We start from the raw sequence: 23,027 nt of genomic DNA on the forward strand, positions 1-23,027 counted from the left end.
AATATTGCAAAGATGATAGCTTGAAAAAAATACAATGCGGCAATATTGCGCAATCGTGCGCGGCTTTTCGGGCCATCCAGGCCCGCTATTTGCTGCGCATGCTTTATGCACCCCTTATAATGGTTCCTTTTGCCAATCACACGCCAAATCATGGAATTAGCCAAGTCTTTCGAGCCCGCCGACATTGAACAATTCTGGCGCACCGAGTGGGAACAGCGCGGTTACTTTACCGCCACCCTCGATGCGGGAAAACCTTCCTTCAGCATCCAGTTGCCGCCGCCGAACGTCACCGGCACCCTGCACATGGGCCATGCGTTCAACCAGACCATCATGGATGGCCTGACCCGCTACCACCGCATGCTGGGCCACAACACGGCCTGGATACCCGGCACCGACCATGCGGGCATCGCCACGCAAATCGTCGTGCAGCGCCAGCTGGACGCGCAAAAGATTTCGCGCCATGACCTGGGCCGCGAGAAATTCGTGGAAAAAGTGTGGGAATGGAAAGAAAAATCCGGTTCCATCATCACCGGCCAGATGCGCCGCCTGGGCGCCTCGGCCGACTGGCAGCGCGAATACTTCACGATGGATGAACCGCGCTCGAAAGTCGTCACCGACGTCTTCGTGCGCCTGTTCGAGCAGGGCCTGATCTACCGCGGCAAGCGCCTGGTCAACTGGGACCCCGTGCTGGGCACGGCCGTGTCCGACCTGGAAGTGGTGTCCGAGGAGGAAGACGGTTCCATGTGGTACATCAAGTACCCGCTGGCCGACGGCAGCGGCTTCCTGACGGTGGCGACGACCCGTCCTGAAACCATGCTGGGCGACGTGGCCGTGGCCGTCGATCCGACGGACGAGCGCTACACGGCGCTGGTGGGCAAGATGCTCAAACTGCCGCTGACGGACCGCGAAATCCCCATCATCGCCGACGAATACGTCGACAAGGAATTCGGCACCGGCTGCGTGAAGATCACCCCGGCGCACGACATGAACGATTACGCTGTCGGCCAGCGCCACAAACTGGCGCAGATCGTCATCCTGACCCTGGACGCGAAGATCACGGACGACGCGCCGGCCGCCTACCGCGGCATGGACCGCTTCGCCGCGCGCAAGCAGATCGTCGCCGACCTCGACGCGCAAGGCTTGCTGGAACAGGTCAAGCCCCATAAATTGATGGTGCCGCGCGGCGACCGCACGGGCGTCGTCATCGAGCCGATGCTGACGGACCAGTGGTTCGTCGCCATGAGCAAACCGGCCCCGGAAGGCACCTTCTTCCCAGGCAAGTCGATCGCCGAAACGGCGCTGGACAAGGTCGCCAATGGCGAAATCAAGTTCGTGCCGGAAAACTGGAGCACCACCTACAACCAGTGGCTCAACAACATCCAGGACTGGTGCATCTCGCGCCAGCTGTGGTGGGGCCATCAAATCCCGGCCTGGTACGACGACAAGGGCAATATCTTTGTTGCCAAGACGGAAGCCGAGGCGCAAGCCAAGGCCCTGGCCGCCGGCAGCACGGGCCCGTTGAAGCGCGACGACGACGTGCTCGACACGTGGTTCTCGTCGGCCCTGGTGCCGTTCTCGACCATGGGTTGGCCGGAAGAAACACCGGACATGAAGGCCTTCCTGCCCTCGTCCGTGCTGGTCACGGGTTTCGACATCATCTTCTTCTGGGTCGCGCGCATGGTCATGATGACGGCGCACTTCACGGGCAAGGTGCCGTTTGAAACCGTCTACGTGCACGGCCTGGTGCGCGATTCGACGGGGCAGAAGATGTCCAAGTCGAAGGGCAACACCCTGGACCCGATCGACCTGATCGACGGCATCGACCTGGAAGGCCTGATCGTCAAGCGCACCACGGGCCTGATGAACCCGCGCGACGCGGAAAAGATCACCAAGGCGACGCGCAAGGAATTCCCGGAAGGCATTTCGGCCTACGGCACGGACGCCGTGCGCTTCACCATGGCCAGCTACGCCTCGCTGGGCCGCAACATCAATTTCGACCTGGGCCGCTGCGAAGGCTACCGCAACTTCTGCAACAAGATGTGGAACGCCACCCGTTTCGTCATGATGAATACGGAAGGCAAGGATTGCACGGCCAACGATGTTGATCTGTCGCAAGCGGACAAGTGGATTATCTCGCTGCTGCAAAAGGCGGAACTGGACGTGGCCAAGGGCTTCGAAGACTTCCGTTTCGACAACATCGCCGCATCGATCTACAAATTCGTGTGGGACGAGTATTGCGACTGGTACCTGGAAGTAGCCAAGGTGCAAGTGCAGCAGGGCACGGAAGGCCAGCAGCGCGCCACCCGCCACACCCTGCTGCGCGTGCTGGAAGTGGTGCTGCGCCTGGCCCATCCGGTCATCCCGTTTGTCACGGAAGCGCTGTGGCAGAGCGTTGCGCCGCTGGCCGGCAAGCTGCCGAAGGCCGACGGTGAGCCCAAGGGCGTGTCCATCATGATGCAGCCGTATCCGATCGCCAACACCGACAAGATCGATGAGTCGGCCGAAGCGTGGATGCAGCAGCTGAAGGCCTTGACGGATGCGACGCGCAACCTGCGCGGCGAAATGCAGATTTCGCCTTCCGTGCGCGTGCCGCTGATCGTCGAAGCGGGCAATGCAACGGAAAAGGCCGCGCTGGCGTCTTACGCGCCGTACATCCAGTCGCTGGGCAAGCTGGCCGACGTGCAGATCGTCGATGCGCTGCCGGACTCGCCCGCCGCCGTCGCCATCGTCGGCACCACCAAGCTGATGCTGAAAGTGGAAATCGACGTGGCGGCCGAACGCGAGCGCCTGGGCAAGGAAATCGCCCGCATCGAAGCGGAAATTGCCAAAGTCAATAGCAAATTAGGCAATGAAAGCTTCGTCGCGCGCGCCCCGGCCGCCATCGTTGCGCAAGAAAACGAGCGTTTGCTCAGTTTTTCGGCGACAATTGAAAAACTGCGCGAACAGTTTGCTAAACTAGCCAGCGCATAAGGCAAGTTTGGAAGGATTGCGCGGCGTTTCCGTGACGCCGCGCAGTACCGCTGGTCTTGCCTTGGTATATAACTGTTCGTGACCCGATCAAAAAAAACCATTGGAGACTGGCAATGCATAAAATATTCAAAGCAAGCATCACAGCAAGCATCATGATGGCCGCCCTGGCCATCGCCGGCAGCGCCGCCGCGCGCGACGGCAACTTCACCCCCGTGGGCACATGGAAAACCATCGACGACGCCAGCGGCAAGCCGAAATCCCTGATCGTCATCACGGAAAGCAACGGCGTCTTGCAAGGCAAGATCGACAAGCTGTTCCGCGGGCCTGACGAAGATCAAAACCCCAAGTGCGACAAGTGCACGGGCGCCAAGAAAGACCAGCCCATCATCGGCATGGTGATCCTGTCTGGCCTGAAATATGATGGCAAGGAATGGACGGGCGGCGAAATCATGGACCCTGCCAATGGCAAGACCTACAAGAGCAAGGCCGAGCTGACGGAAGGCGGCACCAAGCTGCAAGTGCGCGGCTATGTGGGCGTGCCGATGTTTGGCCGCTCGCAGACGTGGGTGCGCGAAGAGTAAGCAAGCCCCTGCCCTGTCGAAGCCGGCCTCGCGCCGGCTTTTTTACGTCTGCGGCGCTGCCGGCTTGCGGTGATGCTTGCTCAGATGCCGGTCCAGGCTGTTGGCGAACTGCTGCCGGTCGGACTGGCTGAAGGCGGCCGGGCCGCCCGTGTCGACGCCGCCGCTGCGCAATTCTTCCATGAAGGCGCGCATCGTCAGTTGCTGGGCGATATTGTCTTTCGTATAAAACTCGCCGCGCGGGTTCAGCGCAAAGCCGCCCTTGGCCAGCACGTCGGCCGCCAGCGGGATGTCGCCCGTGATGACGAGGTCGCCGGGATTGAGCAAGCGCACGATTTCCTGGTCGGCCACGTCGGCACCGGACGGCACTTGCACGGTGCGGATGAAACGCGACGGCGGCACGCGCAAGCCCTGGTTCGCCACCAGGGTGAGCGGCAACTCCAGGCGGTCGGCCACGCGGTACAAGATTTCCTTGATGACGACGGGGCAGGCATCGGCGTCGATCCAGATCTGCATGTCCGGCACGGCCTGCTGGATGCCTTCCGCCATCACAGTTCCCACGCTTCGCCGCCCGGGCCCATGCGCGGCGCGCTGACGCCGAAGTGCAGGTAGGCGGCCGGCGTGGCGACACGCCCGCGCGGCGTGCGCTGCAAAAAGCCTTGCTGGATCAGATACGGTTCCAGCACGTCTTCGATGGTGTCGGCCGCCTCGCCGATGGCGGCGGCCAGATTGCCGATGCCGACGGGGCCGCCGCCGAACTTGAACAGCACGGCTTCGAGCAATTTACGATCCATCACGTCGAAACCGGCGGAATCGACGTCGAGCATGGCCAGCGCGCGGTCGGCCACCACCTTGGTGATGTCGCCATTGCTTTTGACTTCGGCGAAATCGCGCACGCGGCGCAGCAGGCGGTTGGCGATGCGGGGCGTGCCGCGCGCGCGCTGGGCGATCTCAATCGCGCCTTCCGGATCGATCGGGGCCTTCAGCAAGGCGGCGCTGCGCGTGACGATCTTCGTCAGTTCGCCCGTGTTGTAGAACTCCAGCCGCGCGACGATGCCGAAGCGGTCGCGCAGCGGGTTGGTCAGCATGCCGGCGCGCGTGGTGGCCCCCACTAATGTAAACGGCTGCAGATCGAGTTTGACGGAACGGGCGGCTGGGCCTTCGCCGATCATGATATCGATTTGATAATCCTCAAGGGCCGGATACAAAATCTCTTCCACGACAGGCGACAGGCGGTGGATTTCATCGATGAACAGGACGTCGTTCGCTTCCAGGTTCGTCAAAATCGCCGCCAGATCGCCCGGTCGCTCCAGCACGGGGCCGGAAGTCTGGCGCAGATTGACGCCCATTTCGCGCGCGATGATGTGCGCCAGGGTCGTCTTGCCCAGGCCCGGCGGGCCGAACAGCAAAGTGTGGTCGAGCGCTTCCTTGCGCTGGCGCGCGGCCGTGATGAAGATCTCCAGCTGGTCGCGGATCTTTTCCTGCCCCACGTACTCGTCGAGCTGCTTCGGGCGCAAGGCCCGTTCGATCGCCTCTTCATTGTGCGAGATGGGCGCCGCGTCGATGATGCGCTGTTCCGTGAAGCTGTCGGTCTGGATGCTCATGCCCTATCAGCCTTTCGACAGCGCTTTCAGCGCCAGTTTGATGCCGTCCGACACGCCGCTGCCAGCCGGCACGTTTTTCACGGCCGCCAGCGCTTCCTTGTCCGAATAGCCGAGCGCGACCAGCGCGTTCAAGATGTCCGATTGCGCGTCCGGCGCCGCGTGCGCGCCCAGCGGACCGAGATCCGCACCGATCTTGCCCTTCAATTCCAGCAGCAGCCGTTCCGCCGTCTTCTTGCCGATGCCCGGCACTTTCACGAGGCGGCCCGAATCCTGCAGCGTGATGGCCTGCGCCAGGTCGGCGATCGTCATGCCGGAAAGAATCGACAGCGCCATGCGCGCGCCCACGCCCGTGATCTTGATCAACTGGCGGAACACGGCCCGCTCGGCCGCATTGCCGAAGCCAAACAGCAGATGCGCATCTTCGCGGATGGCCTGGTGCGTGAACAGCACGACTTTTTCGCCCACGTGGGGCAAGTTGTAAAAGGTACTCATCGGCACGTCGACTTCATAGCCGACGCCCTGGCAATCGACCAGCAATTGTGGCGGATTTTTTTCGAGCAAAATACCGGAGAGACGGCCTATCATCGCGTGTTCCTAATGTTGTGTATCGTAGTTTTTATTGATTATGAGGGCCATGCCGCAGTTAACCTACTAAACGGCCGCGCTTCATGCGCAAGCCTTGCAGCTGGGGTGCCAGCGCACCGATCATGGCCAGCGCATCGACGCTGTTGGCGTGGCAAATGGCCACGCCCAGGGCATCGGCCGCATCCGTGCCGGGCAAGCCGGGCAAGGACAACAGCCGGGAAACCATCTCCTGCACCTGCTCCTTGGCCGCCTTGCCGTGGCCCGTGACGGCCTGTTTTACTTGCAGGGCCGTGTATTCGGCTACCGACAGGTCAGAATTGACGAGTGCGCAAATGGCCGCGCCCCGTGCCTGGCCCAGCAGCAAGGTCGATTGGGGGTTGACGTTGACAAACACTTTTTCGATGGCCGCGCAATCGGGCCGGTAGGTGCCGACGATTTCGCTCACGCCCTGCAGGATGATCTTCAGGCGCGGCGGCAATTCCCCTTCGGAACCCGTCTTGACGGTCCCCGACGCAATATAGCGCAGCTTGTTGCCGTGTTTTTCAATGACCCCAAAGCCGGTCGTGCGCAGGCCAGGATCGATGCCAAGAATAATCATCGCCAGATTCTATAATGAATACGGCAGGCACCGGTGAATAACCGGTGCCTGCCGTTTTGTCACATTCAAAGAAGGTAGAATAAACCGTGGCGAGCGGCGATGCGGCGTGGCCGAGAAGCGCAACTGTGCTGGAGCACAGTGAGCATCGCAGGCCGCGCCCCGCGCCGCGCAGTAGGTTTAGACCGCCTTCTTAATGACGGAAGTGACGCGTGCCCGTGTACAACATCACGACGCCGCGCTCGTCCGCCGCATCGATCACTTCCTGGTCGCGCATGGAGCCGCCCGGGTGAATGACGCAGGTCGCGCCCGCGTCGACGACGACGTCGAGGCCGTCGCGGAAGGGGAAGAAGGCGTCCGACGCCACCACGGAACCCGTCAGCGACAGGCCCGCGTTCTGCGCCTTGATCGAGGCGATGCGGGCCGAATCGATACGGCTCATCTGGCCGGCGCCCACGCCCAGGGTCATGTTATTGCCGCAGAAGACGATGGCGTTCGACTTGACGAATTTCGCCACTTTCCAGGCGAACATCAGGTCGGACAATTGCTGCGGCGTCGGCTGCAGCTTGCTGACGACGCGCAAGTCGCCGATGCCGACGTTTTTCGCGTCCGGCGATTGCACCAGCAGACCGCCGCCGACGCGCTTAAAGTCCATGGCGTTGACGCCGGCGCCCAGCGCAATTTCCAGCATGCGCACGTTTTGCTTGCTCGACAGAATCTGTTTCGCTTCGGCGGAGAACGACGGGGCGATCAGCACTTCCACGAACAGCTTGGCGATTTCGCCGGCGGTGGCGCCGTCGAGCTCCGTGTTGAAGGCGATGATGCCGCCAAATGCCGAGGTCGGGTCCGTCTGCAGGGCGCGCGCATAGGCTTCGGCCGCGTTCTTGCCCAGGGCGACGCCGCACGGGTTCGCATGCTTGACGATGACGCAGGCCGCGCTTTGCTCGAAGCCGCCCAGGCTCTTCACGCATTCCCAGGCCGCATCGGCGTCGGCGATGTTGTTGTACGACAATTCCTTGCCCTGCAGCTGGCGGTAGTTGGCCAGTGCGCCGTCGGTGGTGACGAGGTCGCGGTAGAAGGCGGCGCTCTGGTGCGGGTTTTCACCGTAGCGCATGTCTTGCACCTTCTCAAATGCAACGTTCAGGATTTGCGGATAGGCGCCGCGCTCGGCGTGCACTTTCGTCGGGCCCAGGCTGGTCAGGTAATTGGTGATGGCGCCATCGTATTGCGCCGTATGCGCAAAGACTTTTTTCGCCAGCATGAACTTGGTGTCGTAGCTCACGTCGCCCGCCTTGCCGTCGGCCGAGCGCAGCTCCGCCAGCACCGCGTCGTAGTCGGTCGGATCACAGATGACGACCACGTCCTTGTGGTTCTTGGCTGCCGAACGCAGCATGGTCGGGCCGCCGATATCGATGTTTTCGATCGCGTCTTCCAGGGTGCAATCGGCCTTGGCCACCGTGCCCTGGAACGGGTACAGGTTGACCACCACCATGTCGATGGTCGGCATGTCGTGCTCGACCAGTTTCGACATGTGCTCAGGGAAATCGCGGCGCGCCAGGATACCGCCATGCACTTTCGGGTGCAGGGTCTTCACACGGCCATCGAGCATCTCCGGGAAACCCGTGTAGTCGGCAACTTCCGTGACGGGAACACCGTTGTCTGCCAGCAACTTTGCGGTGCCGCCGGTGGACAGGAGGTTGACGCCGAGGGCAGACAGGGCGCGGGCGAATTCGAGAACGCCGGTCTTGTCGGAAACGGAGAGGAGAGCTTGTTTGATCATGGCTGTGGCTAGGTGGTTAAGTGTTCTTGGCGAATGGCGCAGCGCTCAGCTATCGGGCTGGCCCGCTGCGGCGGATTCAAATCTTGGCGTCACTTGCATGCCGGCATTACAGCAAACCGTGCTCCTGCAATTTCTTGCGCAGGGTATTGCGGTTGATGCCCAGCATCTGCGCGGCGTGCGACTGATTGCCATCGGCGCGTGTCATCACGACTTCCAGGATGGGCTTTTCCACGGTCAGCACGACCATGTCGTAGATATTCGATGCTTGCTGTTCGCCCAGGTCATTGAAGTAATCTTCTAGACTTTTCTGTACGACTTCCTGAATGCTTTCTTTGCTCATTTTTATGCTTCAACCGGCTGAACACCTGGCCATCCGGCGCCGCGCCGCTCATGCGGTCCGCGTGCTGCCCTCTGGCCTCGGTGTTGTAATTAATATTGCATGACGCTCTGTATAGGCGCTCGCCCTTGTATTACTTATAACTTATTACCTGACTTCCCTGCTATCTGCTCATGCTGCCGTGGCCATAGGTTGGATCACATCGATCAGGCCACTTTCACTGGATTCGGCGAGGCGGTATTGTAACCGTTCGCCAAATTTCCATTGCGACTCAAAAAATTGATCGACAGCCAGCAATTGCGCTTCCGTCGACTCCAGCAAGTTCATTTGCTGGCGGAACGCCTCGCCGCCTTCCAGATCCTTGACATACCAGCCGATGTGCTTGCGCGCCGTGCGCACGCCGAGGAATTCGCCGTAAAACGCGTAATGGGCGCGCAAATGCTCGTCCATCAGGTTGCGCACTTCATCCACATAGGGCGCCGGCAACAAGGTGCCGGTACGCAAGAAATGGTCGATCTCACGGCAAATCCACGGCCGGCCCTGCGCCGCGCGGCCGATCATGACGGCATCGGCGCCCGTTTGATCGAGCACAAAGCGGGCCTTCTCCGGACTGGTAATGTCGCCATTGGCCACCACGGGGATGCCTACCGATGCTTTCACAGCGGCAATAGTTTCATATTCGGCATCGCCCTTGTAGCCATCGGCGCGCGTGCGGCCGTGCAGGGTCAGCATCTGGATGCCGGCTTGCTCGGCGACGCGGGCGATTTTCAGGGCGTTCTTGTTTTCGCGGTTCCAGCCCGTGCGAAATTTCAGGGTGACGGGCACGTCAACGGCGTTGACGACGGCGTGCAGGATCTTTTCGACCAGGCTTTCGTTTTGCAGCAGGGCCGATCCGCACCAGCTGTTGCACACCTTTTTGACGGGGCAGCCCATGTTGATGTCGATGATCTGCGCGCCCCGGTCCACATTGAACTTGGCGCAATCGGCCAGGTCTTGCGGATCGGCGCCGGCGATCTGCACGGCTTTCGGCTCCATTTCGCCTGCGTGGTCCGTGCGGCGCGAACTTTTTTCCGTCGCCCACAGGCGCGGATTCGACGCCGCCATCTCCGACACGGCGTAACCGGCACCGAGCTGCTTGCACAACTGGCGGAAAGGCCGGTCCGTCACGCCCGCCATGGGAGCGACGAAAACGTTGTTGCGCAGAATGTGAGGGCCGATTTGCACTGAAGAACCTGGAATGGACGGAGGAACCTGCTATTTTAACCGATTCCCTGCCTATTTAATAAGCACTATTTTTTTGCTTCAGTGCGCCAGAGTGGGCGCCGCGCTTGTGCAGCACAGCAAAACTGGCCGCCCGGGGAATGAAGTAAGGACTTAGCCCAGTTCGTCCATCGCGGGCGCGCTCAGGTGTTCGATATTTCCCCAGTGCACTAAATGCAGCTTGCCATCCGCATACGAAAAACGGTTGACGCTGGCATTCCTGACCTGGAAGTCGCGCGGACTGTCGAGCGCCATGCCGACCGCCTCGCGGTAGGCGCACTCAAGCACGCCGCCGTGGGCCACGATGGCGATCGTCTGGCCGTCATAGCGTTCGGCCCAGCGGGCGATGGCGCCATTCGCGCGCGCATAGAACTGGCGGAAGCTCTCCGCGTCGCGCTCGCCCGACGGCATCACGGCGTCGATCTGGCGCGATTGCCATTGCGCATACTCGTGCGGATAGCGCGCGGCAATATCGGCATACAGCAAGCCTTCGAAGGCGCCATAGCAGCGCTCGCGCAGCAGAGGGTCCGTCTGCACGGGCAGATTTTTCAATTGAGCAATGGCTTGCGCCGTCTGCTGCGCCCGTTGCAGATCGCTGGCGATGATGGCGGCCAGCGGCTCATCCGCCAGCGCCTGCCCCAGCGCGCAAGCCTGCGCCAGGCCCGCCTCGTTCAGGGCGATGTCGATATGGCCCTGCAGGCGGCGGCCCGCATTCCAGGCCGTCTCGCCATGGCGTATCAGTAAAATCGTGGTGCTCATGCTTTATTTCTTCAGGGTAAGTGCCAACTCGGGGTTGAGCGAGTAGGCGACGACGAGCTGGGCTTCGTCGAGGATGTGGCCGTACATGGCGGCATGGGCTTGCTGTCCCGTAAAACGCTCAGGCAGCGTCAGGCGCGGCACGTCGAGCGCATACAGGCGGAAGATGTAGTTGTGGATGCGTTCGTCATTCCACGGCGGGCACGGGCCATCGTAGCCGTAATAGTCGCCGGCCATGGCGGCATCGCCGGCAAACCAGCCCGTGTAGTCGTTGAGGCCCTGGCGCAGCCCATTAGCTGCAGCCTTGCCGCGCGGCGTGATGCCGCTGGAAAATTCCCCGGCGGCAATGGAGCGCAGAGCGGGCGGCAAATCGAGCAAGCTCCAGTGATAAAAATCGCCGCGCGGCGCCGCCAGCGGCACGACCAGGCCTTCAACATTGACGCGGCTGGCATCCTGCGGCGCATCGGGGTCGATGCAGAACAGCACCAGCGACTCGGTGCCGTTGGGCACCTCGTCCCAGGCCAGGTGGGGATTGCGGTTGCCGGCAAGGCGCACGCGGCTGGCCGGATCGATCTCGGCAAAGGCATAGTCGGCCGGCATCAGGCCGCCGTCACGAAACGTCTCGCTCCACAATTTCATCTGCTGTCCCCTTGTTATTAGTTACTTGTCAGTTAGTGATGCAGCTACCGGCACTATTTGGCGTTAACCTGCAGCCAGAAAGTCACCGGCCCGTCATTCGTCAGCGACACCTGCATGTCGGCGCCGAACTGCCCCGTTTGCACGCTCGCGTGGCGGCTGCGCGCCTGCTCCACGAAATGCGTGAACAGGCGCAAGCCGTCCTGCGGCGCGGCCGCCGGCGTGAACGACGGGCGCGTGCCGGACTTGGTATCGGCCGCCAGCGTGAACTGCGGCACCAGCAGCAAGCCGCCGGCCACGTCCGTCACGCTGCGGTTCATCTTGCCCGCCGCATCGGCAAACACGCGGTAGCCGAGCAGCTTGGTCAACAGGGCGTCCGCTTCCTTCTCCGTATCGCCGCGCTCGGCGCACACGAGCACCATCAGGCCGGCGTCGATGGCGCCGACGGTGGCGCCGCCGACGTCGACCTTGGCCTGCGTGACTCTTTGCAGCAGCGCGATCATGCCGTCAAGGTGACGCGCGCGAAACTGCGCTTGCCAACTTGCAACACGAACTGACCGGCTTCCACTTGCAAGCCCTTGTCGCTGATGACGGTGCCGTCAATGCGCACGCCGCCCTGGTCGATCTTGCGCATGGCTTCCGACGTGGACGGGCACAGGCCAGCCTGTTTCAGCAATTGCGGGATGCCCAGCGGCGCGCCGGCCAGGGTCACTGCCGGGATATCGTCGGGAATGCCGCCCTTCGAGCGGTTGACGAAGTCGGCCAGCGCATCTTCGGCTGCCTGCTGCGAGTGGAAGCGGGCGACGATTTCTTGCGCCAGCGCAACCTTGGCGTCGCGCGGATTGCGGCCTTCCTCGACTTCGCGCTTCAGCTGTGCCAGTTCGGCGATCGAGCGCCACGACAGCAGCTCGTAGTAGCGCCACATCATGACGTCGGAAATGCTCATCAGCTTGGCGAACATGGTGTTGCCCGGTTCCGTGATGCCGATGTAGTTATTCTTCGACTTGGACATTTTTTCCACGCCGTCCAAACCTTCCAGCAGCGGCATGGTCAAAATACACTGCTGTTCCTGTCCGTACTGCTTTTGCAGTTCGCGGCCCACCAGCAGGTTGAACTTCTGGTCCGTGCCGCCCAGTTCCAGGTCCGATTTCAGGGCCACCGAGTCGTAGCCCTGCATCAGCGGGTACAGGAATTCGTGGACGGAAATAGGAATGCCGCCCTGGAAGCGTTTGGTGAAGTCGTCGCGCTCGATCATGCGCGCCACCGTGTAGTGGGAGGCGAGCTGGATGATGCCGCGCGCGCCCAGCGGATCGCACCACTCGGAGTTATAGCGGATTTCAGTCTTGCTGGCGTCCAACACTAAAGATGCTTGCGCGAAATACGTCATCGCGTTAATCTCGATCTGTTCCTTCGTCAGCGGCGGACGCGTGACATTACGGCCCGAAGGGTCGCCGATCATGGAAGTGAAGTCGCCGATCAGGAAAATGACTTGATGGCCGAGGTTTTGCAGCTGGCGCATCTTGTTCAGTACCACGGTATGACCCAGATGCAAGTCTGGTGCAGTCGGGTCCAGGCCCAGTTTGATGCGCAGCGGAACGCCCGTCTTCTCGGAGCGGGCTAATTTTTGCGCAAATTCGCTTTCGATCAAGAGTTCGTCGACGCCACGCTTGGTAATCGCGAGGGCTTCTTGTACTCTGTCCGACAGCACAAGCGCGGTCTGAGCGGCGTTAGCCTTTGTAGGCGATGCGGTGGTGTTGATTTCCATAAAATTTGACTATAAATCTCAAAATGGTGGTAGGTTTGCGGAGTTTGCTATAATGCTCGATCCCATCAATCTTGCCGTATGAAAACGAACCAAAATAACAATAACAAAGAGCACTAGTTCAGGTCACGTTCAAGGGCAAATTTTAACTGATTGCATGAACCCTATACATAAAATCACAGGCTCGCGCTTGTACACACAGCTGACGACGACACGCAAGGCACGCATTATCGGCGCGTCCGCAGTGCTGCTCGCCGTGGCCGCGTTCGGCGCGGTCGCTGTGTCGCCCATGGCGCCCGACGCATCGGACTTGCCGGTCACGTCCATCGCCCAGAACCTGGAAATGCCGGATATCACCTCGCAAATTTCCGCGATGGAACAGGTAGACCAGAATTTCACCCACGAAGAAAAAGTCCGCGCCGGCGATACCCTCGCCACCCTGCTGACCCGTCTTGGCGTGGATGATGCGGCGGCCGTCAATTTCATCAAGACCGACAAGATTGCGCGCGGCGTGATGTTGCTCAAATCGGGCAAGCGCGTGCAAGCGCAAACGTCCGAAACTGGCGAACTCAACTGGATGCGCGCCACCCTCGTCGACAGCAACGACAAGTCGGTCAAGAACATCCTGATCACCCGCAAGGGCGACAAGTTCGTGGCCACGGAAGTGGCAGCCCAGCTGGAACGCCGCGTTGAAATGCACGCGCGCAAGATTACTTCCACCCTGTTCGCCGCCACCGACTCCAGCCTGGACGGCACCCGCCTGCCAGACTCGATTTCCGCGCAAATCGTGGAAATGTTCTCCACCAATATCGACTTCCGCTCCGACCTGAAACGTGGCGACTCGTTTAATGTTGTCTATGAAACATTCTGGCAAGATGGCGAATTCGTCCGAGCGGGCCGCATCCTGGCCGGTGAATTCACCAACCGCGGCACGACTTACCAGTCCGTTTGGTTCGAAGACCCAGCCAGCAAGCAAGGCGGCGGTTACTACAGTTTCGACGGCAAGTCCCTCAAAAAAGCCTTCCTGAAATCCCCCCTCGAATTCTCCCGCATCTCGTCCGGCTTCTCCATGCGCGTGCACCCGATTTCCGGCAACTGGAAAGCACACAAAGGCATCGATTTCGCTGCAGCAACTGGCACGCCTATCCGCGCTTCCGGCGACGGCGTGGTCGATTCCGTCGGCAGCCAGAACGGCTACGGTAATGTTGTTGTGCTGAAACACTGGGCCAACTACACCACCGCCTATGCCCACATGAGCCGCTTCGCTTCGGGCCTGAAAAAAGGCCAGAAAGTGAGCCAGGGCGATGTGATCGGCTATGTCGGCACGACGGGCTGGTCCACGGGCGCCCATTTGCACTATGAATTCCGCGTCGGCGGCGTGGCACAAGACCCAAGCAAGCTGAACGTACAAGCCCAGGCGCCGCTGACGGCCGCCGAGCTGAGCCGCTTCCGCATGGTGTCGGCTGACATGATGCACCGCTTCACCCTGCTGCGTCCGAACGACACGGCACTGGCGTCGCGCTAAGCAATACTGCCTTCGGGCAACATACAAAGGCACCGCCCATGCATTGGCCGGTGCCTTTGTTTTTTCCCGCGTGCGTACGGCGCAAATGCGGCACAATGCCATCCATCACTGACGCATTCAAGGAACACCCATGCTTTATATCGGTCTGATGTCCGGCACCAGCCTGGACGGCGTTGACGGCGCGCTGGTCGACTTTGCCGACGATGGCGGCGTACGCAGCCTGGGCGACGCCTATATTGCCTTTCCCGCCAGCCTGCGCGCCGACCTGATGGCGCTGCAAAGTGCTGGCCAGAATGAAATCGAACGCGAGGCGCTGGCGGCCAATGCGCTGGTGCGCCATTATGCCGACTGCGTCGCCACGCTGTTGCGCGACGCGGGCATCGGCCCGGACGCCATCGCCGCCATCGGCGCGCATGGCCAGACCATCCGCCACCGCCCCGAACTGGGTTTTACGCGCCAGCTGAACAACCCGGCCCTGCTGGCCGAACTGGCGGACATCGACGTCATCGCCGACTTGCGCAGCCGCGACGTGGCGGCCGGCGGCCAGGGCGCGCCGCTGGTGCCCGCTTTTCATCAAGCCATCTTCAACGAGCCCGGCCATACGCGCGTGGTGGCCAATATCGGCGGCATCAGCAATATCAGCGTGCTGCACGGGGACGGCAGCGTAACGGGCTACGACACGGGCCCCGGCAATGCCCTGATGGACGGCTGGACCCTGCTGCACCAGGGCCAGCCCTACGACGCCGACGGCGCCTGGGCCGCCACGGGCAAAGTCTTGCCTGCCCTGCTGGCGGATTTGCTCAATGACCCGTACTTTGACTTGCCGGCGCCGAAAAGCACGGGCCGCGACCTGTTTCACGCCGACTGGCTGCAAGGCAAGCTGGCCAATTATCCGGCCGCCCTGCCCGCCGACGTGCAGGCAACCTTGACGCAATTGACGGCCGCCAGCCTGGCGCAGGCCATCGCGCGCGACGGGGCGCAGGCGGAAAACGTGTATGTGTGCGGCGGCGGCGCGCAGAACGCCACGCTGATGGCGGCGCTGGCGCGCAAATTGCCGGGCATGGCCGTGGCATCGACGGCAGCGCTGGGCGTGGCGCCCAGCCAGGTCGAGGCGCTGGCGTTTGCCTGGCTGGCCTGGCGTTTTACACAGCGCAAGCCGGGCAATTTGCCGGCCGTGACGGGTGCGCAGGGCTTACGGGTACTGGGCGCGCTGTATCCACGTTGATATGAAACAATTGCTCCAGAAACACAAATAGCGGATCGATGATCCGCTATTGTTATGCTGCGCGTGGAAACCGGCGCGCGTGAAAAACGTTCAGGGCAAGGCGCATTGCCGAAGACAGTACGAATAGTACGGTAAGGCAATGCAACGCCGCCATGGACGTTTTCTCAGGTGTGCCAGCTTAGACGGAGAACGACGAACCGCAACCGCAGGTAGACGTAGCCGTTGGGTTTTTAATCACGAACTGCGCGCCTTCCAGGTCATCCTTGTAGTCGATTTCCGCGCCGACCAGGTACTGGTAGCTCATGGAATCGATCAACAGCTGGACGCCGTTCTTGACCATGGTGGTGTCATCTTCGTTGACGATTTCGTCGAAGGTGAAGCCGTACTGGAAGCCGGAACAGCCGCCGCCCTGCACGAACACGCGCAATTTCAGGTCGGGATTGCCTTCTTCCTCGATCAGCTGCGCGACTTTTTCGGCGGCGCTATCGGTAAAGATGATAGGCGAAGGGATCACATCTTGCATTTCAGCGACTGCATTCATTTCAGACTCCTCAGAAAACATAGCCTCATTATAGACTGTTGGCACAACTCGCGCTGCGGCGGCCGCAGAGGCGGCTGGCCGGTGTTGTTCCTGCTCACATTTCCGACACGGCCAGGTGCAGCACGGGGTCGGCGCTGTCGTGGCGACTGAGCTTGCCTTGCACCAATGCGCCGCTGTGCATTTCCAGCACTTTGTAATACACCTCTCCCACAATGCGGGCTTTGGGCTGGATTTCAAGCATTTCGGACACGTACACGGGGCCGTTGATCTCGCCGCTGACGACCAGGCTCGAGCAGCGCACCTCGCCGTCGATGCGGCCCGCCTCGCCCAGCACCACATACGTGGGCTCGCCCGGCTCGCCCGTGACGTTGCCGCGCACATGGCCGTCGATGCGCAGGCCGCCGCAAAACAGCAAATCGCCCTCGATCCGCGTCGAGGCGCCGATCAGGGTGTCGATGGGGTTTTTCGCGTTGCGCTCGAACATGAACGTCATCCTGTTGGTGTACGTGGCAGTCCAATCTATCACAGGTCCGGCAAAAAGGCGCCGGACCTGCGCAAGCACGGCTGCCTATTTTTATGGCAGCAAGGCGATGTGTTGCAAACCGGCAGTTTCTTTCAAGCCAAACATCAAGTTCATGCATTGCACGGCCTGGCCCGAAGCGCCCTTGACCAGGTTGTCCTGCACCACCAGCACGATGACGGTATTGCCGCCTTCGGGACGGTGCAAGGCCAGGCGCAGCATGTTCGAGCCGCGCGTGGAGCGGGTTTCCGGGTGCGAGCCGAACGGCATCACGTCGACGAAAGGCTCGTCCTTGTATTGCTCTTCAAACAATGCCTGCAATTCTTCATTGCTGACATCCTTGTTCAGCTGCGCGTACAGGGTCGAATGCATGCCGCGGATCATCGGCACCAGGTGCGGCGTAAAGGTCAGCGCCACTTTTTCTTCGGTGAAACGCTGCAGTTGCGCCGTCGTTTCCGGCAGGTGGCGGTGGCCGGCCACGCCATAGGCCTTGAAGCTGTCGCTGCTTTCCGAGAACAGGATGCCGATTTCCGCCTTGCGGCCGGCGCCGGACACGCCCGACTTGCAGTCGGCGATCAGGCCGCCCGCGTTGACGAGCCCCGCCTTGAGCAGCGGATAAAAACCCAGCTGCATGGTGGTCGGGTAGCAGCCGGGGTTGGCGATCAGGCTGGCCTTTTTAATATCTTCACGGTTCAGTTCCGGCAAGCCGTACACGGCTTGGGCTATCAGCTCGGGGGCCGTGTGGGGAATCTTGTACCATTGCTCGAACTTGGCCTGGTCTTTCAGGCGGAAGTCGGCGGCCAGGTCGATGACTTTCACGCCGGCGGCCAGCAGGGCTGGTGCTTGCGCCATCGCAACACCGTGTGGCGTGGCAAAGAAGACCACGTCGCACTGTTCCAGATTCGCCTTGTCCGGCGAGGAAAACGCCAGTTTCACGTGGCCACGCAGGGAAGGATACATGTCAGCAACGGGCAAGCCATCTTCCTTGCGCGACGTAATCGCCGTCAACTCGACATCTGGATGGGTTGCCAGCAAGCGCAGCAATTCCACGCCCGTGTATCCAGTGCCGCCGACGATGCCAACTTTGATCATTTTCTTTCCTTGTGTGTAGGGTACAGATGCAATATGGGGAAGTACGCAGGCTGCCCCGCAGGGGCAATGCGCGTATTTTACAGCGCAACGCCGAGTCACGCTGAAATGCAAAAAAGCCGCGGAACCGAAGTCCAGCGGCTTTTCGACCAGCGCCCCGAAAGGCGCTGTAGCGTAGAAATTAACGCTTCGAGAATTGCTTTGCGCGACGTGCTTTGCGCAGACCAACTTTTTTACGCTCGACTTCACGTGCATCGCGGGTCACGAAGCCGGCTTTCGCCAGTTCCGGTTTCAGCGCTGCATCGTAGTCGATCAGAGCGCGGGTGATGCCGTGACGAACTGCACCAGCCTGGCCCGACTCACCGCCGCCATGGACGTTGACTTTGATGTCGAAACGCTCGACATTGCCGGTCAGTTCCAGAGGTTGACGGATGACCATCAGACCCGTTTCGCGCGAAAAGTATTCGTTTGCTGGTTTGCCGTTAACAACGATCAAGCCTGTGCCAACTTTGATAAAAACCCGAGCCACTGCACTTTTGCGACGGCCGGTTCCATAATTGTAATTACCGATCATGTCAGTTCCTTAGAGAACAAGTGCTTTAGGTTGCTGAGCAGCGTGCGGATGGGAACCTTCCGCGTACACTTTCAGCTTCTTGATCATTGCGTAGCCGAGTGGGCCTTTAGGCAGCATGCCCTTGACCGCTTTCTCAAGCGCGCGACCTGGAAAACGCTGTTGCATTTTCTGGAAGTTGGTTTCGTAGATGCCGCCTGGATAGCCAGAGTGACGGTAGTAAATTTTCTCAGTAGCTTTGGTACCGGTCACACGCAGTTTGCCTGCGTTGATGACGACGATGAAGTCGCCGGTATCGACGTGAGGAGTAAATTCTGGTTTGTGTTTGCCGCGCAGTCGGAGTGCCACTTCGCTGGCAACACGTCCGAGGACTTTGTCCGTCGCGTCAACCACGAACCAATCGCGCTGGACTTCATGTCCTTTAGCGGAAAATGTTTTCATGTTGACTTCCTAATAGATTACACGCTCAAATGGTGGTTCCGACTATGCTGCTGTGCGGACTCTGCCTTATTTACTTTTCCTGAGCGAACGGAAAGCCGACAAGTATAAGCGGCTTTGCCGTGCTGAGTCAAGCCGCGATGCAGAGCGGCTGCGGGCTGGCGGGCGGCACATGGACAGGCGTTCCTCTATTACAATACAAAACGCTTACAATTTTCGGAGAGTACGATGGAATGCAAAGTCAGCTGGAATGGCCCGTCGGGCATGAGTTTTCGGGCAGAAACCGGTTCCGGCCACATGGTGACCATGGATGGCGCGCCAGATGGCGGCGGCCACAACCTGGCGCCACGCCCCATGGAAATGGTCTTGCTGGGCACGGGCGGCTGCACCGCCTATGACGTGGTGCTGATCCTGAAGCGGGGCCGCGAAGCCGTCAACGGCTGCGAAGTGACCCTGAAGGCCGAGCGCGCCGACACCGATCCGAAAGTATTTACCAAGATCCACTTCCACTTCACCGTGCGGGGCAAGGCATTGAAACCGGCGGCCGTGGAACGGGCCGTGACTTTGTCGCATGACAAATATTGCTCGGCGTCCATCATGCTGGCAAAAACGGCGGAAATTACGCATTCCTTCGAGATCATCGAAGAAAGCGCCTGAGCCAACCTCCTGCGCGCCGGCGTAGGCGGCCTGCGATGCTCACCGTGCTCCAGCACGGTTGCGCCTCTACCACCTCTCCCTTCCGCTCGCTACGGTTTTGCCAGGCGTTTCACGTCTCAGGCATGCATAGGCGCTCTTCGGAGCGCCTTTGTTTTAAATATAATACGCCGTCTTTGTCATCACTTTCCCCATGATGCCCATCAACGCCTTCACAGGCGCCGGGGTGTCGATGGCGCCCAATCGCTGGGCCGCGGCGCCGTGTTCCACCTCGTCGATGGCCATCTGCTTGACGATGGCGCGCGATTTCGCATCCTGCGGCGGCAATTCCTGCAAGTGGCTGGCCAGGTGCGCTTCCACCTGGCGCTCCGTTTCCACGACAAAACCCAGGCTGCGGCCGTCGCCCATGCGCGCGGCGATGGTGCCCAGCGCAAACGACCCCGCATACCACAGGGGATTGAGCAGGCTCAAACGCGAGCCCAGCTCCGTCAGGCGCTGCGCCGTCCAGGCCAGGTGGTCTTCCTCTTCGCGTCCCGCCTCGTCGAACTGGGCGCGGATGGCCGGGCTGTGCGCATAGCGGGCCTGCGAGTTGTACAGCGCCTGCGCGCACACTTCGCCGACATGGTTGACGCGCATCAAGCCGGCGCTGTGGCGCTGTTCGGCCGGGCTCAGCTCCGCATCGGGCGCATGCGCGGCCGGCGTGGGGCGCGAGGCCGAGGCCACGCCCGCCATGACGCGCAAGGCCTTGTCGGCGCCGACAATCAAACGATCCAGGGGGTGAAAATGGCGGTTCGCGGTCATCGTGGGCTATTCATGTAAGGGAAAACATGAATTATAGGACGATCAGGGCCAGCCGTACCCGCGCGGCGCGCAGGGCGAACGGGGCTTTATTGACCTGTGCGCGCTTTTTCCTGCTCGATCCAGTCCACCACGGGGCCGACTGCATCGAGGCCGGACAGGCTTTTCCCCACGCCCAGGTTCAGCGAAATCAGGAAGGAAATGCTGTCGACGGGGATATCCGGGCAATGCTCGGCAAACGCGGTACGAAAACGCTCCGATTGCAATACGCGCAAGACTTTCTCGCCGCTCATGAATTGCAGCACGCTGGCAATGCTGTGCCCGCCTCCTATCGAGTGGTAGATAAAGCGGTTGTAGCGCGCATCGATCTGCTTGAAATCGAGCGTTTCCTCCGTCATCAGGCCCGCCAGGTAGTACAGGCCCAGGCTGACGCGGAAAAAACCGATGGCTTCGGCGCTGGTCATGCCGGCGCGCGCCACCGCCAGTACCTTGTCCTGCATCGCCTGATCGATCGTTCGCATTGCACTCTCCCGCGCCGTCCGCCGGCGCCTACCGGGCCAGCTTGCATGAAGATGCTGTTTTTTTCAATAGACCAAACGATATTTCCATCTTGCAAGTTACATTTTTTGCATGCTACCCTAGCTCCTCCCTATCGAATGGATGAACTACATGATTGAGGTCAAGCACCTGGCAAAACGTTTTCGCATGCCGCCCCACAAGGGCAAGGCCGTGCGGGTCAGCGATCCGCGCGAACACGATGGCTGGTTCCACGCCGTGCGCGACGTCAGTTTCAGCTGCGCCCCCGGCGAAGTGCTGGGCTTGCTTGGGCCTAACGGCGCCGGCAAGACCACCACCCTGCGCCTGCTGTCGACGGCACTGCAAGCGGATGCGGGCAGCGCCCTCGTCAACGGCGTCGACGTGCTGCAGCAGCCGCTGGCGGCGCGCCAAAGCATCGGCTTTTTGTCCGGCTCGACGGGCTTGTACGGCCGCCTGACGGCGCGCGAGAACGTGGAGTATTTCGGCCGCCTGCACGGCATGCCGGCCGACAAGCTGAAACGCCGCTGCGACGAGCTGTTTGCGCTGCTGCACATGGAGGAATACGGCGGCAAGCGGGCCGATCAGTTGTCGACGGGCATGAAACAGAAATGCGCGATCGCCCGCACCGTCGTGCACGAGCCGCAGGTGGTGATCCTCGACGAGCCGACGACGGGCCTGGACGTGATGTCGGCCAAGATCCTGCTCGACTTCATCGCCAGCTACAAGGCGCTGCGCGTGCCGCTGATCTTTTCCACGCACCACCTGCACGAGGTGGAAAAGCTGTGCGACCGGGTCTGCATCATCAACCGCGGCACCACTGCCTTCAACGGCACCATCGACGAGCTGCGCCATCTGGGCGGCAGTACCGATCTGTACGACGCCTTTGTCAGCGTCATCAACCAGGAAGCCTGAGACCATGTGGACCATCTACCTGAAAGAATTGCTGGAACTCACGCGCGACCGCAAGACGCTGATCTTCACCATCCTCATCCCGATCTTTGCCATGCCGCTGATCTTTGGCGGCTTCGCCTATGTTTCGAACAATATGTTCAAGAATGCGAAGACGGCGGAAATGCGCTACACCCTGTTCGGCAAGGACCATTCGCCTGGCCTGAGCGCGCGTTTTGCCCAGCAACACAACTTGCGCGAAGTACCGCTGGCCAGCGAGGGCGACATCCGCCGCGCCATCGGCGACGACACCATCAAGTTCGCCGTCGTCATCCCGCCCCGGTTTGAAGAGGCGCTGCGGCAGCACCGGCAAGCCAAGGTGACCCTGCATTACAACAGCGCCAGCACGGTCGATGTGACCCAGCAGCGGGTGCGCGACATCGTCGACGCTTACAACGCCAGCCTGCGCGAAGGGGCGCTGTCGGCCCTGAACCTGAGTCCGGCCCAGCTGGCCTTCGCCCTGCACCCCATCGTGCTCGACAAGCAATCGACGGCCAACGAGCGCGAGCAGATGGGCGCCATCATCGGCGGCATGGTGCCCTATCTGCTGCTGATGGTGTGCCTGACGGCGGCCATGTACCCGGCCATCGACCTGGGCGCCGGCGAAAAGGAGCGGGGCACGCTGGAAACCCTGCTGCTGGCGCCCGTGCCGCGCAGCGCCATCGTGCTGGCCAAGTTTCTCGTGCTGTTTACGGTGGGCATGACCTCGGCCGTGCTGATGGTGGGCAGCATGGGCGCCCTGCTGGCCATCTTCGGCAGCTCGCTCGAAGGCCACATGGCCGTCATGGTGCACAGCATCGGCTTGCCCGACCTGGCCATGGTGACCCTGATGCTGGTGCCGACGGCCGCCATCTTCGCCTCGCTGCTGCTGTCAATCTCGATCTACGCGAAAAGCTACAAGGAAGCGGCGGGCATGATCACGCCGCTGATGCTGTTCGTCATCCTGCCCACCGTGGCGGCCATGCTGCCCGGCGTCGAGCTGAACTGGATCTGGGCCATGGTGCCGCTGACGAATGTCTCGCTGGCCATGAAGGAACTGGTGAAAGGCACCATGGATTACCGCATGTTCGGCGTGATCCTGGCCTCGACCACGGTCATCGCGGGCGCCCTGCTGATGCTGTGCCGCTGGTGGTTTAACCGGGAATCGGTACTGTTCCGTAACTGATACTTACGTGGCGCGGCCGGAAGGCGCACATCCGGCGCGCCGTCCACCCCATCGAACTGCGCTCTGGGCACGCGAAAATGCCGTGCATCGCATGCAACTGCCCAGTACGTCCTAAATTCAATACAATGCCAGCATAGATTAGCCCTGCAGCAC

At 61.2% G+C, this 23,027-nt stretch carries 25 protein-coding genes; 7 read left to right on the plus strand and 18 right to left on the minus strand.

The genetic code is table 11. The features are described 5' to 3' along the window. The first annotated feature begins 150 nt into the window (after window positions 1-150). Both CBW50_RS07175 and CBW50_RS07180 read left to right on the plus strand, forming a co-directional pair. Window positions 151-2,970 (plus strand): valine--tRNA ligase, encoded by a 2,820-nt coding sequence (locus CBW50_RS07175; protein WP_086144904.1) that lies wholly within the window; start codon window positions 151-153, stop codon window positions 2,968-2,970. 113 nt (window positions 2,971-3,083) lie between these two features. Then, the gene (locus CBW50_RS07180; protein WP_086144905.1) at window positions 3,084-3,551 is read left to right on the plus strand and encodes a DUF2147 domain-containing protein; all 468 of its coding nucleotides are present in this window, start codon (window positions 3,084-3,086) and stop codon (window positions 3,549-3,551) included. Window positions 3,552-3,593: 42 nt separating this feature from the next. Here CBW50_RS07180 and CBW50_RS07185 read toward each other — a convergent pair whose 3' ends face one another. The 11 genes from CBW50_RS07185 to tyrS all read right to left on the minus strand — a co-directional run bounded on the left by CBW50_RS07185 (window position 3,594) and on the right by tyrS (window position 12,866). Beyond that, window positions 3,594-4,064 carry a YaiI/YqxD family protein gene (locus CBW50_RS07185; RefSeq protein ID WP_070312433.1) on the minus strand — a complete coding sequence of 157 codons (471 nt, stop codon included), beginning with the start codon at window positions 4,062-4,064 and terminating at the stop codon, window positions 3,594-3,596. Between the two features lie 32 nt (window positions 4,065-4,096). Continuing rightward, the gene (gene ruvB / locus CBW50_RS07190) at window positions 4,097-5,152 is read right to left on the minus strand and encodes a Holliday junction branch migration DNA helicase RuvB (RefSeq protein WP_076568314.1); all 1,056 of its coding nucleotides are present in this window, start codon (window positions 5,150-5,152) and stop codon (window positions 4,097-4,099) included. A gap of 6 nt (window positions 5,153-5,158) precedes the next feature. Beyond that, the gene (gene ruvA, locus CBW50_RS07195) at window positions 5,159-5,737 is read right to left on the minus strand and encodes a Holliday junction branch migration protein RuvA (RefSeq protein WP_034784779.1); all 579 of its coding nucleotides are present in this window, start codon (window positions 5,735-5,737) and stop codon (window positions 5,159-5,161) included. A gap of 58 nt (window positions 5,738-5,795) precedes the next feature. After that, on the minus strand, window positions 5,796-6,335 hold the full coding sequence (gene ruvC, locus CBW50_RS07200) for a crossover junction endodeoxyribonuclease RuvC (RefSeq protein WP_086144906.1): 540 nt from the start codon (window positions 6,333-6,335) through the stop codon (window positions 5,796-5,798). A gap of 190 nt (window positions 6,336-6,525) precedes the next feature. After that, window positions 6,526-8,112 (minus strand): bifunctional phosphoribosylaminoimidazolecarboxamide formyltransferase/IMP cyclohydrolase, encoded by a 1,587-nt coding sequence (purH, locus tag CBW50_RS07205; protein WP_086144907.1) that lies wholly within the window; start codon window positions 8,110-8,112, stop codon window positions 6,526-6,528. 106 nt (window positions 8,113-8,218) lie between these two features. Next, window positions 8,219-8,452 carry a helix-turn-helix domain-containing protein gene (locus CBW50_RS07210; RefSeq protein ID WP_008445162.1) on the minus strand — a complete coding sequence of 78 codons (234 nt, stop codon included), beginning with the start codon at window positions 8,450-8,452 and terminating at the stop codon, window positions 8,219-8,221. Between the two features lie 168 nt (window positions 8,453-8,620). After that, window positions 8,621-9,673, minus strand: a complete 1,053-nt coding sequence (dusB, locus tag CBW50_RS07215) for a tRNA dihydrouridine synthase DusB (protein ID WP_086144908.1) — start codon at window positions 9,671-9,673, stop codon at window positions 8,621-8,623. 150 nt (window positions 9,674-9,823) lie between these two features. Next, the gene (locus CBW50_RS07220) at window positions 9,824-10,468 is read right to left on the minus strand and encodes a histidine phosphatase family protein (protein ID WP_086144909.1); all 645 of its coding nucleotides are present in this window, start codon (window positions 10,466-10,468) and stop codon (window positions 9,824-9,826) included. Window positions 10,469-10,471: 3 nt separating this feature from the next. Beyond that, window positions 10,472-11,104: a YbhB/YbcL family Raf kinase inhibitor-like protein gene (locus tag CBW50_RS07225; protein ID WP_086144910.1), complete on the minus strand. Its 633-nt coding sequence runs from the start codon at window positions 11,102-11,104 to the stop codon at window positions 10,472-10,474. 53 nt (window positions 11,105-11,157) lie between these two features. After that, complete coding sequence (gene dtd / locus CBW50_RS07230; RefSeq protein ID WP_086144911.1) at window positions 11,158-11,604, minus strand: D-aminoacyl-tRNA deacylase; 447 nt, start codon at window positions 11,602-11,604, stop codon at window positions 11,158-11,160. Continuing rightward, window positions 11,601-12,866 carry a tyrosine--tRNA ligase gene (gene tyrS / locus CBW50_RS07235; RefSeq protein WP_086144912.1) on the minus strand — a complete coding sequence of 422 codons (1,266 nt, stop codon included), beginning with the start codon at window positions 12,864-12,866 and terminating at the stop codon, window positions 11,601-11,603. Before tyrS ends, dtd begins: the two co-directional genes overlap by 4 nt. A gap of 154 nt (window positions 12,867-13,020) precedes the next feature. Here tyrS and CBW50_RS07240 point away from each other — a divergent pair, with 154 nt between their 5' ends. Further along, window positions 13,021-14,388, plus strand: a complete 1,368-nt coding sequence (locus tag CBW50_RS07240) for a M23 family metallopeptidase (RefSeq protein ID WP_086144913.1) — start codon at window positions 13,021-13,023, stop codon at window positions 14,386-14,388. A gap of 130 nt (window positions 14,389-14,518) precedes the next feature. Then, window positions 14,519-15,613: an anhydro-N-acetylmuramic acid kinase gene (locus tag CBW50_RS07245; RefSeq protein ID WP_086144914.1), complete on the plus strand. Its 1,095-nt coding sequence runs from the start codon at window positions 14,519-14,521 to the stop codon at window positions 15,611-15,613. Window positions 15,614-15,791: 178 nt separating this feature from the next. On the opposite strand, the gene erpA is transcribed toward CBW50_RS07245, so the two are convergent. The 5 genes from erpA to rplM form a co-directional block, all read right to left on the minus strand. Beyond that, complete coding sequence (erpA, locus tag CBW50_RS07250) at window positions 15,792-16,154, minus strand: iron-sulfur cluster insertion protein ErpA (protein WP_029496047.1); 363 nt, start codon at window positions 16,152-16,154, stop codon at window positions 15,792-15,794. 94 nt (window positions 16,155-16,248) lie between these two features. Next, window positions 16,249-16,638, minus strand: a complete 390-nt coding sequence (locus CBW50_RS07255; protein ID WP_034785332.1) for a polymer-forming cytoskeletal protein — start codon at window positions 16,636-16,638, stop codon at window positions 16,249-16,251. 90 nt (window positions 16,639-16,728) lie between these two features. Continuing rightward, complete coding sequence (gene argC / locus CBW50_RS07260; protein ID WP_086144915.1) at window positions 16,729-17,766, minus strand: N-acetyl-gamma-glutamyl-phosphate reductase; 1,038 nt, start codon at window positions 17,764-17,766, stop codon at window positions 16,729-16,731. 178 nt (window positions 17,767-17,944) lie between these two features. Next, window positions 17,945-18,337, minus strand: a complete 393-nt coding sequence (gene rpsI, locus CBW50_RS07265; RefSeq protein ID WP_010393285.1) for a 30S ribosomal protein S9 — start codon at window positions 18,335-18,337, stop codon at window positions 17,945-17,947. 9 nt (window positions 18,338-18,346) lie between these two features. Beyond that, window positions 18,347-18,775 carry a 50S ribosomal protein L13 gene (gene rplM, locus CBW50_RS07270; protein WP_010393282.1) on the minus strand — a complete coding sequence of 143 codons (429 nt, stop codon included), beginning with the start codon at window positions 18,773-18,775 and terminating at the stop codon, window positions 18,347-18,349. Window positions 18,776-19,000: 225 nt separating this feature from the next. Between rplM and CBW50_RS07275 the strand changes: the two genes are divergently transcribed. Beyond that, window positions 19,001-19,429 carry an OsmC family protein gene (locus tag CBW50_RS07275; RefSeq protein WP_086144916.1) on the plus strand — a complete coding sequence of 143 codons (429 nt, stop codon included), beginning with the start codon at window positions 19,001-19,003 and terminating at the stop codon, window positions 19,427-19,429. A 153-nt stretch (window positions 19,430-19,582) separates the two neighbouring features. Here the strand turns inward: CBW50_RS07275 and coq7 are convergent, their stop codons facing one another. Further along, complete coding sequence (gene coq7, locus CBW50_RS07280) at window positions 19,583-20,227, minus strand: 2-polyprenyl-3-methyl-6-methoxy-1,4-benzoquinone monooxygenase (RefSeq protein ID WP_086144917.1); 645 nt, start codon at window positions 20,225-20,227, stop codon at window positions 19,583-19,585. An 86-nt stretch (window positions 20,228-20,313) separates the two neighbouring features. After that, a complete protein-coding gene (locus tag CBW50_RS07285; RefSeq protein WP_086144918.1) occupies window positions 20,314-20,745 on the minus strand; it encodes a hypothetical protein in 432 nt (143 codons plus the stop codon). A 148-nt stretch (window positions 20,746-20,893) separates the two neighbouring features. On the opposite strand from CBW50_RS07285, the gene CBW50_RS07290 reads away from it, so the two are divergent. Further along, window positions 20,894-21,673: an ATP-binding cassette domain-containing protein gene (locus CBW50_RS07290; protein ID WP_086144976.1), complete on the plus strand. Its 780-nt coding sequence runs from the start codon at window positions 20,894-20,896 to the stop codon at window positions 21,671-21,673. Window positions 21,674-21,677: 4 nt separating this feature from the next. Further along, window positions 21,678-22,874, plus strand: coding sequence for an ABC transporter permease (locus tag CBW50_RS07295; RefSeq protein ID WP_086144919.1), 1,197 nt, complete (start codon window positions 21,678-21,680; stop codon window positions 22,872-22,874). Window positions 22,875-23,027 lie beyond the last annotated feature (153 nt).

Origin of the sequence: Janthinobacterium sp. GW458P (genome assembly GCF_002127585.1) — a bacterium.
Lineage (GTDB): Bacteria > Pseudomonadota > Gammaproteobacteria > Burkholderiales > Burkholderiaceae_D > Janthinobacterium.